The sequence below is a fragment of the Roseibium sp. RKSG952 genome (assembly GCF_009711355.1).
In genome coordinates this window covers 31,861-46,105 of the sequence record NZ_SMMF01000942.1, presented here as the reverse complement: position 1 = coordinate 46,105, position 14,245 = coordinate 31,861, and the positions used below count along the sequence as shown (strand labels likewise).

Below are 14,245 nucleotides of genomic sequence, written 5' to 3'. Positions count from 1 at the left end.
GCAGGTTTGAAGGGGATTGATTATGGACAACAAATCTGAACCAAGTGATCGCAAAGATAAGACCGACACAAGGCCAGATGGTTCCGGCATAAGCCGGCGCAGTGTCTTGAAAACCGGCACAGTCGCCTTGGCCGCCGGCGCTCTGGCTGGTGGCAATGCATCAGCACAAGACTATGCGACGTCGCCTAACCTGGCGCCGGGTACGAAGACATTTTCTGCGAAACGCACTGCGGCGCCTGATCATCCCTACAACATGATCCTGTTTATCTCAGATGAAGAAGCCTATCATCTGCGCCCGACGGAAGGGTATGACTTGCCGGCGCGGGAAGAACTCCGTCGGCGCGGTACGACCTTTCACCGGCACTATATCGGGTCAGCCATGTGCACACCGTCGCGCGGGGTGATGTTCTCGGGTCAACCACCTCAAATCAACGGCATCTATGATCAGATGGAACTGGGCTACGTTCCCAGCCTTCCCAAAGACAAGCCAAGCATGGGGACCATTTTCAAGGCGCTTGGCTATCAGACCGCCTATTTCGGCAAGTTCGAATTGCGCAAGGACATCATCTACCCGAAAAACGACATCAACTATCTGGAGTCTTTAAAGGAATACGGCTTTGACCGGTTCGCCCCGGATGGCGACAAGATCGGCGGTCCGGATCAGGCGTATGATACGGACATGTATACCGGGAGCGAAGCGGTTCGCTGGCTCCGGACCAATGCCCACGATCTCAACCGCCAGGGAATCCCCTGGTTTATGGTTGTCAGTTTTGTTTCCCCGCATGACATCATGTATGCGGATGCGAACACGGCAGGGCAAAAAATTCAGGAATCTGCCGTCGGAATGCGGCTGACCCCTCCTCCGGAAAACGAGCACTTTGAGAAGAAGTGGAATTTTCCGCCCTCCCCCACCCATTTTCAGCCGCTGAAAGAAAAGGGACGGCCGGAAGCCCAATGGGCCTATTGGCAAGGCTGGTCCGAATTCCTCGGGTTTATCCCGACAGACAAACCGGACATGTGGGATATCTACTACAATTATTATCTCAACCTCATTCAGGACAACGACCGGAACCTGCAGACCGTGTTGAACACACTCTCTGCGCTGGATCTTTGGGACAGCACCGTCGTCATGCGCACGGCGGACCATGGCGAACTAGGCGGTTCTCACGGCGGATTGCGCGGCAAGGGGCCCCTGCCTTACGAGGAGGAAACCCATGTGCCCCAGGTCATCGTTCACCCCGAACATCCCGGGGGGCGGAACTGCCATTCCATCACCAGTCACCTCGACCTGATACCGACATTGGTCGGCATGACCAACAAACAGGAATCCGACCGGAAAAAAGCCATTGAAGGTCTGCCCGGAGTTGATTTCAGCAGCCTGCTGCAAGATCCCGACAACGCGGATACCAACGCGGTCCGGGAGGGAATCCTCTTTAACTATGTCGGTCTGCAAACCGTCGACTGGCACTATATGAAGGCTGCCAACGTCTATGTCGCCAAACAGGAATGGGTTCCGCCCTTTACCGAGCTGAAGCCGGATGTCTCTCTGAAAGGCTTCATCTATTTTGTATTCGATGGCCGCTACAAGTTCTCGCGCTACTTCGCTCCAGACAATTTCAATCAACCCACAACGCTGGAAGAAATCCTGAAAAACAACGAGCTGGAACTGTACGACCTGGAAAAGGACACAGAAGAACTGCTCAATCTCGCGCTGGAACCCGAGGTGTACAAGGATCTGATACTGCGCATGAATGACCTGATGAACAAGCTGATCGACAAGGAAGTCGGCACGGACGACGGCAGCTTCCTGCCGCGCAGCCTGTTCACCTGAACTTGCGTCCTGAAACAGTCGGATCGAGACCTAAACCCGGCACGGCTTGCCCCGGATAAAACCGCCAGCAAGAAAGCTTTTTGGCGGTGTCACTTGAAAACGCGATGTGCCCCAAGCTCGGTATGCGCTCTCCCCGCCAACAGCGCGTCATAGTGATCACACAAGGTCTCGGTCCCGAAAGACGGTGTCGCGTCAGCGTCGTAGTGTCCGGTTTCCGGGTTGTACACCAGCATGGATTCGGTCGCGTAATATGCTCCAATGCGTGCAAATTCCGCCTTGTCCGCCAGCGCCGGGAGCACGGTTCCGGCAAGCCCCAGCCCTTTGGCGATCGACTTGATCGCAAACAGCGGCACATGCCTGAAGTGCGGTTTCCGGCCCAGCGCCTCAAAAAGACAGATCCCCTGGTCCATCGGCGTGATCGCAGGCCCGGGCCCGCCAATCGGCAAGGTCCTGTCGAGCCGTGACGGATCGGTCAGACAATCAGCGAGGTACCGACCAAGATCATCGTCACTGATCGGCATGCACATTGTCGCGCGGCCATTGCCGAAGACCAGAAACGGTTTCCCGGCCTTGACCCGCGCGACCTGCCCGGACAGGGATTTGAAATAGGCGGTCGGGCGAACGATAACGTGGTTGATCGCCGAGGATTTCAAAACCTTTTCGAATGCAAGCTTGGCAAAATGGAACTGCAGACGCGGTTTTTGAACGCAAATTGCAGACAAAAGCACAAACAGGCCGACCCCCGCTTTTTCCGCCGCCTTCAGGACATTCAAATGGGCATGGCAGTCGATGGCCCATGCATCATTCGGCATGCCGGTTCGGGATGCCATACACGATACCACCGCATCGAAGTGCTCCGTGGAAAAGGCTTCTGAAAACAGCGCCTCCCGATTGGTGACATCGGCTTGCAGGGTCCGGGCGCCCGGAATATCCGCCGGGCCGGTTGTACCGGGCCGCAAAGCACAGACAATCTCGTGACCATCGTCCTGCATGGCGCGCAGAGCCGCCCGACCGATGGTTCCGGTCGCGCCGAAAAGCAGAACACGAAGCTTCTCACTTTTGGCAACGTGCACGCAATCCTCCCCAAACAAGACCTCGTTCTGACCAGTCGCCGCGGCTTGCCTGCGATGTCACTTATTTCCGCTATTCCTCGACCAGGCTGATATCGGCCATAAGGTCGGCAGCCGTTTCCTGAAGGGCGTCACTCAAGGCTTCCGGCGAAAGACCGGCAGGAAGCCGCAGTTCGGCCTCGGCCTTGAACATGGGCCCGCCATCCATTGATCCGGGCTCAACAGACGTCTGAAGGTTTTCGATGCTGACGTTATGGGTTGCCAGGACGCTTGTCATTTGAAGCAATATGCCGGGATGGTCGCGCGACAAGAGATCCAATTGCGCTTTTTGGCCAGTCTCCGGCTCAACCTGCTTCAGATCGGAGCGCAATGTAATTGCAATGCTTTCGCTTGCCAGCGCATCAAAACTGGCCCGCAGCGCGTCCACTTTTTGACCGGAAATATCGACGCCGACGATCCCGGCAAACTCCCCGCCGAGGCGGGCCATCGACGAATCCACCCAGTTGCCCCCGGCCTCGGAAATCGCTTCGGCAAGCCGCTCGACGAGCCCGGGCCGGTCCTTTGCGATCACCGTGAACACAAGATGGTTCAGCATCACAACCTCCCTGATTTTGTTGTCATGGGAGGACGCTAGCAGACTTTAGCGCTCTGAAGCAGACGGAATTTGGGAAGCCGGGACAATTCTTCCCAAGCCACTGCCCGCTCCGGCGCGGCAGAGACCGCCGCCCCGGATTGTTTGTCAGTCTGGTGTTTGTCAACCTATGGCGCGCTTCACGAAGGGAATACGCGACAGGAACAGAATATCCAGCGCCAGAACCGCAATGAGGGTCAGGCCAACCAGCGGAAAGGCAAGCGCCAGGAACAACATCACCAGCATGGCACCGCGCCAATGGGGCAGGTGATCCGGATGCTTGGGAGCAACAAGCCGCAAGCCCGCCCCTTTCGGACGGCGGATCCACCACATGACCAGTCCGCTGATACTCAGAAATACAATGCTGAGACAAAAGACCGTGTTTAGCACGAGGTTCCACAGGCCCATGTCGCCTTCATGGAAGGCAATTCCGACAGCCATTCCCTTTGCAGGAAGCGAGTAGTCTTCAAAACCGACATCGGCAAGGATCCTGCCCGTATATTGATCAATATGGACCGTACGGTCGGATGCGGGATCTTCGGAGTCGTTGCTCATGGAATCCTGCGAAAGCGTCCAGACCCCGTCGGCACCGCCCGGGTACTGAACCCTGTAGCGCCCTTCAAACCCGAGCGTACGCCCGAGAGCGGCAACAGTGTCCGCTGTTGCCGGCACCCCATCCCCCAAGCCTGTTACACCTGCGGTGGATCCGGATACCGGCATTGGCGTTTGCTCAAGCCCCCAGGGCACGTCCTTGATCGCCCCATGGTTCATCGAGGCATGGGTATCGTCCGACAAGGGGACATTGTCCCACTTCTCCGCCGGGAAGGTGCTCCAGGCCTGAACAAATTTGCCGCCCCAAATGCCGGCCCAGGCGAGGCCGGACAACAAAAAGACGAGCAGGATCAGCGAACAATACATGCCGATCGTCAAATGAAGGCTTTTCCAGAACGCCCGCCCGCGTGCTGCGAGCTTTGGAACGAAGGCGTCGCGAACCGGGCTGCCTTCACGCGGCCACCACAGATACAAGCCCGTCACAATCAGCACGATGGCAAATCCGGCGGCAATCTCGATCAGCCTGTCCCCGGTATCACCGATCAGCAAGGTGCCGTGAATGTCGGCTGCAAAATCATACCAGCCGTCACGGCGGTTCCACGTCTCCAGAACATCACCACTATAGGGATTGACGGCAACCATCTGATGGCCGCCGCCGGCAGCTATGCGGAAAACGGACGCCCTGTCCGGACCGGGCGCACCGATCCATTCGACAATCTTTCCATCCGGCACAGCCTCAAGCGCCGAGGCACCCTGGCTGGCCAGTGACAGGGTTTCAGTCCCCGGAACGACGGTGATTTTCTCGCCGTCCCGGCCATCGAAGACGGCGATAAACATCATCATGAGACCGGTCACGGCCAACATGATCAGAAAGGGCGCGACATACAGTCCGGCATAAAAATGCCAACGCCAGGCGGCGATGTAAAAGCGCTTGTCAAAGGCCGAAAGGCGCGACGGCGCATGCGCGGACCCGGGGAGGTCCAGTCGGGTATCAGTCATCATGATCTCCACGGCGGAGGGATCGGCGGCAGCCGGCCCTCCGCGATAGTTCAAAAATCGAAGTTTCAGTCGGGATCAGATGCTGACGGGTGGCGCCCGGGCGCCGAGCGGGGGAAATCTTCGTAAATGGACGCCCGTGTCGGATTTTGCAGCCGAAATGCGTGTTTTTACGGCTGTGACGTGCGGAACGGGATCATCCGGTTGCAATACGGCAACATGGTACAGGGCCGAGAAGGCGCACAACGCATCTGCTGTGCGGGGTTCCTCTTCACCACCCGGACTGCCATGGTCGAAGGTGCCGTCTTCGTTCAGAAAAAGGGTCTGCAGACCATTTGTGGTACAGATCGTGATACTGATCTGACCATCATCGGCCACATCCGGCATGTAGCCAGCCGGAATCAGGGAAATCAGTACATACGGCAGGAGCAGCAGGCGCAAGACCACCTTGGCCCAATTCGCCTTTCGCGCAATTTGCCTCTTCCGGCCCGACCTTGACTTCAGCTCCCTCATACAGAATCGCGTATATGAAATTTTATCAATAAACAATCGCGTCGACTGGCCGCAGCGGTCAGTGAGAGAAAGCGGTCTTAAATCGACAAGACGGGTTGCGCTGCCCGCCTGTCCGGACTATACGCTTCGCCCCCGTTTCAAGACACACCCCGTTCTGCTTCGTCCGGCCAAGCCGCTGCTTGCCGGAGGCGCCGCTTTTGGAGGCTAATACATGCCCAATTCTCTTGGTCTCGACTTCGGCACCTCCAACACGGTGGTGGTTTCCGGCGATGACCCTGCCGATTTGCAAACCGTTGCATTCGGCACGGAAGAGACGGCCGCCAGCCTGCCGACCGTGCTGTGCTTTCTCGACCGCGGGCCGGCAAAAAAACCGCATCCGGAAGTCGGTCCATGGGCGATCCAGCAGTTCCTCAACAGTCTGGACGATGTCCGCTTCATCCAGTCGCTGAAAACCTTTGTTGCAAGTTCCCTGTTCAAGGGGACCGGCGTGTTCGGGAGCCGCTTTGAATTCGAAGACCTGATGGAAACCTTCCTGACCGGCGCGCGGGACCGGTTTTCCGGAACCCTGTTTCCCGAAGGCACCCGCGTGGTGGTCGGGCGCCCGGTCGTTTTTGCGGGCAGTTCACCGGATGACGGCCTTGCCATGAGCCGGTATCGAAACACACTGGCCCGGCTTGGCGTCGAGGACGTGTTGTTCGTCTATGAGCCGGTGGCGGCGGCCTTTTCCTTTGCCGACCGCCTTGCCAGTGACGCAACAATCCTGGTGGCCGACTTCGGTGGCGGCACGACCGACTATTCGCTCATGCGGTTCCGCAAGTCCGGGGACATCCTGACCGCCGACCCTCTCGGACGCGGCGGTATCGGCATTGCCGGAGACACGTTCGACTACCGCATTCTGGACAAGGTGATCCTGCCGGAAATCGGCAAGGGCACTTGTTACTCCAGCATGGGAAAACGGCTTGAGGTTCCGCCGAACCTATTCACCAATTTTGCCCGCTGGCACCTGCTGTCGATCTTCAAGACCTCACAGGACTACAAGGAACTTAAAAAACTGCTGCGCTGGTGCGAGGATCAGGACAAGCTGGAACTGTTCGTAGATCTGGTCGACGAGGATCAGGGCTATCCATTGTTCAAGGCGGTTTCCAGCGTCAAGGCAGAACTGTCCAGCGCCGAAAGCGCCGAACTCCGGTTTGCCCCCCTTGGGAAGGACTTCGCCGCCTCCGTTAACCGCTCCGACTTCGAGACCTGGATTGCAGACGACCTGAAGCGGATGGACCGCGCACTTGACCAGACACTTGCCCGGGCGGGTCTTGCGGACAAGGACATTGATCACGTGTTCCTGACGGGCGGAACCTCCTTCGTGCCTGCCCTGCGCAATCAGTTCAAGACCCGCTTCGGTGCCGACCGGATTTCCGGTGGCGAGGAGCTGACCTCTGTTGCCAAGGGGCTGGCCATGATCGGCACCCGTGACGACGCTGCGGACTGGGCTGTACATTAACAACCGGTAAGACGGCGGGGTTTGGTCAGATCCGGTCGCATCTGCGCTTGATCGGTTTCAATGCCTTGTCTAGGGTGCGCGCACAGGACGGCGTCCCCCAAGGGACTGAAAGCGATTCCGGTTGCGGTCGACCCATATCGGGGACCAAGTCCGGAGCTGTCGACGAGAGACCAGTCTTGAGGGACATACGCACCCCTCAAGATGTCGCTCGCCTGCTTTCTCCCTTTTGGACGCTTCCGATAAAGGATGTGACTAAGGCTCGTGTGCTTTCGCTGAAAAGCCACGGGTGATGGACGAGGGAGACGTCACCTTGAAAACTCTGATCGGCTTTGCCGCCCTATCCGGCGCGGCCCTGACGCCGGCCGTGGCTTTTGCCCATGCTGGCCATATCGGCGAACTCGCAGGACATTCCCATTGGGTCGGAATTGCCGCATTGGCCGGGGCTTCCCTTGTCGCTGGTGTGATTGCCCTCAAAGGGCGGAAGAATGACTCCGCCGGGAACGATGCCGATGCCGGCCCCGTTGATGCAGACAAGCCGGAGGCCGAGGCAACATCATGAGTGAGAAACTCGGTTTGATGATTTGCGGCCATGGCAGCCGCAACAAGGGTGCCGTCAAGCAATTCGCGCAGCTCGCCGAAGGCCTGAAGGCGCGCTTCCCCGATTGGCCCGTGGAATATGGCTATCTCGAATTCGCCAATCCGGTGATCCATGACGGCCTGAACAAATTGCGCGAGCAGGGCTGCACCCGCGTTCTGGCCGTTCCGGGCATGCTGTTCGCCGCCGGTCACGCCAAGAACGATATCCCCTCGGTGTTGAACACCTATCAGGCCATGCACCCGGAGATGCAGATCTCCTATGGCCGCGAGCTTGCTGTCGATACCCGTATGGTGCGGGCGGCCGCTGCCCGTATCCAGGAATCCATCGACGCCGCGGAAACAGATGTGCCACTGCACGAAACACTGCTGATGGTGGTGGGACGTGGCGCTTCTGATCCGGATGCGAATTCGAATGTCTGCAAGATCACCCGTCTGTTGTGGGAAGGCTTCGGCTTCGGCTGGGCGGAGACTTCCTATTCCGGCGTGACCTTTCCACTGGTCGCCCCCGGTCTCGAACACGCGGCCAAGCTTGGCTACAAGCGCGTGATCGTGTTCCCGTATTTCCTGTTCACCGGCGTTCTGGTCTCCCGGATCTATGCAGCCGCCGACGAGGTCGCAGCCGAAAATCCAGGTATCGAGTTCCTGAAGGCCGGCTATCTGAATGATCATCCGCAGGTGATCGACACAATGGCTGACCGGGTTCAGGAAATCCTGCAGGGACAAAACCTGATGAATTGCCAGATGTGCAAGTACCGGGAACAGGTGCTGGGCTTCGAGGCGGAAATCGGTCTGGCACAGGAAAGCCATCACCACCACGTGGAAGGGCTCGGCGCAGAAGCCGAATGCCAGCTTTGCGAGGAGATCTGCACCGGCGCATGCGAAAAACAGGTCCGCGCCGCCAAGGATCACCACCACCACGATCACGGCAATGGCCATCATGACCATGGGCATGGGCATGATCACCACCATCATGATCACGACCACGATCACGGGCACCACCATCACCCCTATCCGCATGCGGACCATCCGCTCGGGCCGAAATCGATGGATGCCAAGTCCTGATCATGCAGGAAACCGCAAGCCCGCCTTACACATATGAAAAGGACCCGGCCGCGATTTACCGGCAGTCCTTTTCGATCGTGCGTGAAGAGGCCCAACTTGACAGCCTGCCGCCAGCGCTCAGGCCGGTCGCCATCCGGCTGATCCACTCCTGTGGCATGGTCGACATTGTCGAGGATCTGGCCTGGTCGGAGGGCGTCGGGCAGGTGGCTCATGCTGCATTTCAGGCGGGAGCTGCGGTTTTCACTGATGTGGAAATGGTCGCAAACGGCATCATCCGGCGGCTTCTCCCCGCACGCAACGACGTGGTTTGCACCCTGAACCGTGATGAAGTGCCGGATCTTGCTAGGAATATCGGAACAACCCGTTCCGCGGCCGCCATTGATCTTTGGGATGAAAGGCTTTGCGGTGCGGTCGTTGCCATTGGCAACGCACCAACCGCCCTGTTTCACCTGCTCGAGCAAATCGGCAAGGGCGCTCCCAAACCCGCAGCCATTCTCGGATTTGCCGTGGGCTTTGTCGGTGCAGCGGAAAGCAAGGACGCGCTGATCGCAAATCCGTTCGGCATCCCCTATCTCGCCATTCGTGGACGCCGGGGCGGCTCTGCCATGGCGGCAGCCGCCGTCAACGGACTGGCTGCAGGCCTGCCCGAGGAGACCGCCGGATGAGCGAACGCCAGAGCGAACGGAAGAGCACTCCGGGCAAAATGAAATCGGCATCCCGCAAACCTGCAATGAAATCCCGCGGGTTCCTGTCGAATCCTTCGGGCACAACGCAGGTTTCCCCCGCTCAAGAGGCCGGCCCGAAGGCGCATCACAAATCGCGCGGCTCACGGATGCCAACCGCAAACGCAGACGGGCAGCCCGCAAAACTTGCGCCGGAACATCACCCGAAGCCCTTCAGGCTGGTGGAGCCGAAATGACGACTGCCAAAAGCTCCGCGTGGCTGACCCTGATCGGCATTGGGGAAGATGGTTCCATGGCGGCAGCCGGGCGGACAGCACTTGGAAAAGCAAGTGTTGTTTACGGCGGTGAGCGGCATTTTGAACTGGCCGGAGAGATATCCGGCGAAAAACGCCTGTGGCCGAGCCCTTTTGCGCATGTCTATGACGCATTGGAGCAGCTTTCCGGCCAAAACGTCGCCATTCTCGCAAGCGGTGACCCGCAATGGTATGGCATCGGCTCAAGTCTGGCGCGGCATTTTTCCGCGCACAACATGACCGTTCTTCCAAGCCCGTCGGCGTTTCAGCTCGCCGCTGCGCGCATGGGCTGGGCTTTGCAGGAGACCGATTGTCTTTCCGTTCACGGGCGCCCGCTCGACACCCTGCGGGCTGCCCTTTACCCCGGTGCCCGCATTCTGGCACTCACCAGCAATGCGCAATCGCCCGCCCAAGTCGCAGCCCTGCTCCGGTCCGAAGGCTATGGCCGGTCCGCCATGACGGTTCTGGAGCATCTGGGGGGAGACCGGGAGCGCCGTCTCTCCGCAACAGCCGAAACCTGGCATGCAGAAGTCGCCGATCTTCATACCCTTGCCATCGACTGTGTGCCCGCCCCCGGTCACCGGCTGTTGACCCGGACATCCGGCCTGCCGGATGACGCCTTCATCCATGACGGCAAGATGACCAAGCGAGAAATCCGGGCGGTCACGCTGGCGGCCCTGCAGCCACACCCGGGTGCTCTTCTCTGGGATATCGGCGCCGGCTGCGGCTCGGTGGGCATTGAATGGCTGCGCTCGGCCCCGGGGACAAGGGCCATCGGGTTTGAACCCCATGCACAGCGCCGAGACATGGCGGAACAAAACGCTTTGGCCCTTGGGGTGCCGCAGTTCGAGCTGCGCGATGCCAGTGCACCTGCCGGCTTGACGGATTTGGAGCGTCCCGATGCCGTTTTCATCGGCGGGGGACTGACAGCAAACGGTATGGTCGCAGCATGCCAAGAAGCGCTCAAACCGGGCGGACGCCTGGTGGCAAATGCGGTGACCCTTGAAGGCGAGGCCGTCTTGATGAGCGCGTGGCAAACCCACGGCGGCGAGTTGACCCGGCTTGCCGTTCAAAGAGCCAGTGCCGTCGGAGGGCTGACCGGCTGGCGCCCCCTGATGCCCGTGACCCAATGGAGTTTGATCAAGACATGACCGGTACGCTTTACGGTATTGGCCTTGGACCGGGCGACCCGGACCTGATGACGCTGAAGGCCCACCGGTTGATTTCATCTGCCCGCGTGATCGCCTATCCGGCACCGGACACCGGTCCAAGCTTTGCCCGGTCCATTGCCGCGCGGTTTATTCCAGAAGGCGCCCGCGAAATCCCGATCATCGTGCCGATGCGCGTGGACCGGTTTCCCGCCCGGGAGATTTATAACAAGGCTGCGGTTGAAATCGCAGCCACGCTGGAGAACGGTGAAGATGTCATCACCCTGTGCGAGGGAGACCCGTTCTTCTATGGCTCCTTCATGTATCTCTACGAGCGATTGTCCGAGCGTTTTGCCTGCGAAGTCGTCCCCGGCGTGACCTCGCTCACCGCCTGTGCAGCCCAACTGCGCCGCCCGCTGACGGCTCGCACGGACGTGATGACGGTCATTCCCGGCCCCCTGCCCGATGGAGAAATCCGCGAAAAGGTCGAGGCCGCGCAAGCGGTTGCGATCATGAAGGTCGGGCGTCATGTCAAACGGTTGAAGGCACTGCTTGCCGACATGGGACTTCTTGAGCACGCTGGCTATGTGGAACGCGCCAGCTTGCCTGAACAACAGGTTCACCGCCTCGCCGATGTGACGAGCGAGACCGCACCGTATTTTTCAATGATCCTCATTTACAAGGGAGACGAAGCGTGGACGCTTCCGCCATCCTTCTCGTCCTGAATGCTGCGGGGCTCAAGACCGCCAAGCGGATAGCCAAGGAACTTCCCGGGGCCGCTCTCCATGGGCTTCAAGGCCGTGTCGACGGGGCAGATCATCATTTCTCCGACACGTTGGGCCATATCCGGAGCCTTTTTGAGGAAGGACATCCGATCATTGGCGTTTGCGCGAGCGGCATCCTGATCCGGGCACTCGGCCCTGCCTTAAGCAACAAGCGGGAGGAACCGCCGGTCATCGCTGTTTCCGAAGATGGTGCGAGCATCGTGCCGTTGCTTGGAGGCCATCGCGGTGCCAATGACCTTGCACGCAAACTGGCAGATATGCTTGAGGGCCACGCAGCCATAACAACCGCAGGAGATACCGCCCTCGGCATCGCGCTGGATGTACCGCCGAAGGGATGGGTGCTCGCCAACCCGCAAGATGCCAAACCGGTCATGGCAGAGCTTCTCTCGGGCGCGAGTGTCCGGATTGAAGGCGAAGCGGGCTGGTTGGCAAATGCCAGCCTGAAACGCGATGATGGCGCAACGCTCTCCATCTTCATCACGGAAGCGGCAGAAACCGGCTCGTCCAAGCGGCTTGTCTATCATCCGAAAACACATGTGCTCGGCGTTGGCTGCGCCCGCGGATGCGCTTCGGACGAGTTGATCGATCTTGCAGAGGCACACCTCGAAGCCACCGGCATCGCCAAGGGGGCCATTGCCTGCGTGGCCAGCATCGACCTCAAGGCCGATGAGGCGGCAATGGCAGCCCTGAGCGCGCACCTCGGCGTTCCCTTCCGTGTTTTCACGGCCTCGGAGCTGGAAACCCAGGCACCCCGGTTGATGAACCCGTCGGACGTGGTGTTTGCCGAAGTCGGCTGCCACGGTGTCTGTGAGGGCGCCGCATTGGCTGCTGTTGGCAACGACGGACAGCTGATCCTTGCAAAGCAGAAAACCGCCAATGCCACGCTCGCCATTGCCAGCGCGCCGCATCCGCTCGACCCGGACACCATTGGCCGGGCACGCGGGCACCTGTCGGTCATCGGCATCGGTCCGGGCGCAGATGACTGGCGCACGCCGGAAGCAACCCGGCTTCTGTCTCGGGCGGAAGATGTTGTCGGCTATTCGCTCTATCTCGACATTGTCGCCCCGCACATCACCGGCAAGATCCATCACAACTTCCCGCTTGGAGCCGAAGAGGACCGGGTCCGCTTTGCCCTAGAAGAGGCTGGCAAGGGAAAGAATGTCGCCCTGATTTCCTCAGGCGATGCCGGCATCTACGCAATGGGCGCGCTGGTCTACGAGCTGCTCGACCGGGACACGGACAATGGTGGCGTTTCCGATGCGGCCAAACGTGTCAGCATTACCAATGCCCCGGGAATTTCCGCCTTGCAGGCCTGTTCGGCCCGCATCGGAGCGCCGCTCGGTCATGATTTCTGCGCGATTTCCCTTTCAGATCTGCTGACCCCGTGGGAGGCCATCGAAAAGCGGCTTCATGCGGCTGCCGAAGGTGATTTCGTGATCGCGTTCTATAATCCGGTGTCCAAACGCCGCCGGACCCAGCTGGCCGCAGCCCGTGAAATCCTGTTGCAGCACCGGCCCGCAGATACCCCGGTCGTGCTCGGGGTCAATCTCGGACGCCCGGAAGAAACGGTCCGGGTCACCACCCTTGAAGCCCTGACCGTCGATGAAGTCGACATGTTGACCACGGTTCTGGTCGGCTCGTCCAATTCGCGGGCCCGGATACGGGGCGATGGCAATAGCTTCGTCTACACCCCACGCGGCTATGCCAAGCGGATTGATGCTCCCAAACACGAAGAACAACAAGGAGATGCGGCATGACGGTTCATTTCATCGGCGCAGGACCGGGCGACCCTGATCTCATCACCGTTCGCGGCCTGAAACTGATCCAGTCCTGCCCGGTCTGCCTTTATGCAGGCTCTCTGGTGCCCGAGCAGATCGTTGCCGCGGCCCCCGGAGACGCAAGGGTCGTCGATACGGCTCCAATGACCCTTGAGGAGATCATCGAGGAGATCAAGGCCGCCCATTACAAGGGGCAGGATGTTGCCCGGGTTCATTCCGGCGATCCTTCGATCTATGGTGCGACGGCGGAACAGATGCGCCGGCTGGACGCACTCGGGATCGACTATGATGTCACGCCGGGCGTACCGGCCTTTGCAGCCGCCGCCGCCGCCCTCAAGACCGAGCTGACTATTCCGGAAGTCGCGCAAACCGTGATCGTCACACGCACGACCATGCAAAGCTCGGCCATGCCGAACAACGAGGATCTGGATACGATTGGAAAAAGCGGGGCGACACTTGCAATCCATCTGTCGATCCGCAACCTGCGCGAAATCGAGAGACAATTGTCACCGCATTACGGTGCCGACTGCCCGGTGATCGTGGCCTACCGGGTCGGCTGGCCCGACGAGGCCTTCATTCACGGCACGCTTTCGACCATCGCGGACAAGGTACGGGCAGCGAAAATCACCCGAACTGCCCTGATTTTTGTCGGCCACGCCCTGAAACCGGAAGCGGACTTCCGGGACAGCGCGCTCTATGACGCGGATCATGTCCACGTTTTGCGGCCAAAGAAGAAAGCAAAAAGAGCATAATCCATAAATGCAACTATAGATATTTGCATCCATAAGGTCTCTTCGCATAGGCTGGA

14 protein-coding genes are annotated in these 14,245 nt (G+C 59.6%); 10 read left to right on the top strand and 4 right to left on the bottom strand.

Annotated elements, in window-relative coordinates; all coding sequences use genetic code 11:
* Window positions 1–22 precede the first annotated feature (22 nt).
* The gene (locus tag E1297_RS28920; RefSeq protein WP_155144366.1) at window positions 23–1,831 is read left to right on the top strand and encodes a sulfatase-like hydrolase/transferase; all 1,809 of its coding nucleotides are present in this window, start codon (window positions 23–25) and stop codon (window positions 1,829–1,831) included.
* Between the two features lie 89 nt (window positions 1,832–1,920).
* On the opposite strand, the gene E1297_RS28915 is transcribed toward E1297_RS28920, so the two are convergent.
* The 4 genes from E1297_RS28915 to E1297_RS28900 form a co-directional block, all read right to left on the bottom strand.
* Window positions 1,921–2,904 carry an NAD(P)H-binding protein gene (locus E1297_RS28915; RefSeq protein ID WP_368669720.1) on the bottom strand — a complete coding sequence of 328 codons (984 nt, stop codon included), beginning with the start codon at window positions 2,902–2,904 and terminating at the stop codon, window positions 1,921–1,923.
* 70 nt (window positions 2,905–2,974) lie between these two features.
* On the bottom strand, window positions 2,975–3,496 hold the full coding sequence (locus E1297_RS28910) for a glycine cleavage system protein R (RefSeq protein WP_155144363.1): 522 nt from the start codon (window positions 3,494–3,496) through the stop codon (window positions 2,975–2,977).
* A 159-nt stretch (window positions 3,497–3,655) separates the two neighbouring features.
* Complete coding sequence (locus E1297_RS28905; protein WP_155144361.1) at window positions 3,656–5,083, bottom strand: PepSY domain-containing protein; 1,428 nt, start codon at window positions 5,081–5,083, stop codon at window positions 3,656–3,658.
* A gap of 75 nt (window positions 5,084–5,158) precedes the next feature.
* A complete protein-coding gene (locus E1297_RS28900) occupies window positions 5,159–5,593 on the bottom strand; it encodes a DUF2946 family protein (RefSeq protein WP_155144359.1) in 435 nt (144 codons plus the stop codon).
* A gap of 211 nt (window positions 5,594–5,804) precedes the next feature.
* Here E1297_RS28900 and E1297_RS28895 point away from each other — a divergent pair, with 211 nt between their 5' ends.
* From E1297_RS28895 to cobM, 9 genes are all read left to right on the top strand, one after another.
* Window positions 5,805–7,091 carry an Hsp70 family protein gene (locus tag E1297_RS28895; RefSeq protein WP_155144357.1) on the top strand — a complete coding sequence of 429 codons (1,287 nt, stop codon included), beginning with the start codon at window positions 5,805–5,807 and terminating at the stop codon, window positions 7,089–7,091.
* Between the two features lie 310 nt (window positions 7,092–7,401).
* Window positions 7,402–7,650, top strand: a complete 249-nt coding sequence (locus E1297_RS28890) for a DUF6732 family protein (protein WP_155144355.1) — start codon at window positions 7,402–7,404, stop codon at window positions 7,648–7,650.
* The gene (locus tag E1297_RS28885) at window positions 7,647–8,750 is read left to right on the top strand and encodes a sirohydrochlorin chelatase (protein ID WP_155144354.1); all 1,104 of its coding nucleotides are present in this window, start codon (window positions 7,647–7,649) and stop codon (window positions 8,748–8,750) included. The genes E1297_RS28890 and E1297_RS28885 overlap by 4 nt, the downstream gene beginning before the upstream one ends.
* Before the next feature lie 2 nt (window positions 8,751–8,752).
* The gene (locus E1297_RS28880) at window positions 8,753–9,415 is read left to right on the top strand and encodes a precorrin-8X methylmutase (protein ID WP_155144353.1); all 663 of its coding nucleotides are present in this window, start codon (window positions 8,753–8,755) and stop codon (window positions 9,413–9,415) included.
* A complete protein-coding gene (locus E1297_RS28875) occupies window positions 9,412–9,669 on the top strand; it encodes a hypothetical protein (protein ID WP_155144351.1) in 258 nt (85 codons plus the stop codon). The genes E1297_RS28880 and E1297_RS28875 overlap by 4 nt, the downstream gene beginning before the upstream one ends.
* A complete protein-coding gene (cbiE, locus tag E1297_RS28870) occupies window positions 9,666–10,877 on the top strand; it encodes a precorrin-6y C5,15-methyltransferase (decarboxylating) subunit CbiE (protein WP_155144349.1) in 1,212 nt (403 codons plus the stop codon). Before E1297_RS28875 ends, cbiE begins: the two co-directional genes overlap by 4 nt.
* Entirely contained in the window at window positions 10,874–11,599 is a 726-nt protein-coding gene (cobI, locus tag E1297_RS28865) for a precorrin-2 C(20)-methyltransferase (RefSeq protein ID WP_196223431.1), read from the top strand. Before cbiE ends, cobI begins: the two co-directional genes overlap by 4 nt.
* On the top strand, window positions 11,569–13,416 hold the full coding sequence (gene cobJ / locus E1297_RS28860; protein ID WP_368669719.1) for a precorrin-3B C(17)-methyltransferase: 1,848 nt from the start codon (window positions 11,569–11,571) through the stop codon (window positions 13,414–13,416). The genes cobI and cobJ overlap by 31 nt, the downstream gene beginning before the upstream one ends.
* A complete protein-coding gene (cobM, locus tag E1297_RS28855; protein ID WP_155144345.1) occupies window positions 13,413–14,189 on the top strand; it encodes a precorrin-4 C(11)-methyltransferase in 777 nt (258 codons plus the stop codon). The genes cobJ and cobM overlap by 4 nt, the downstream gene beginning before the upstream one ends.
* The last annotated feature ends 56 nt before the right edge of the window (window positions 14,190–14,245 follow it).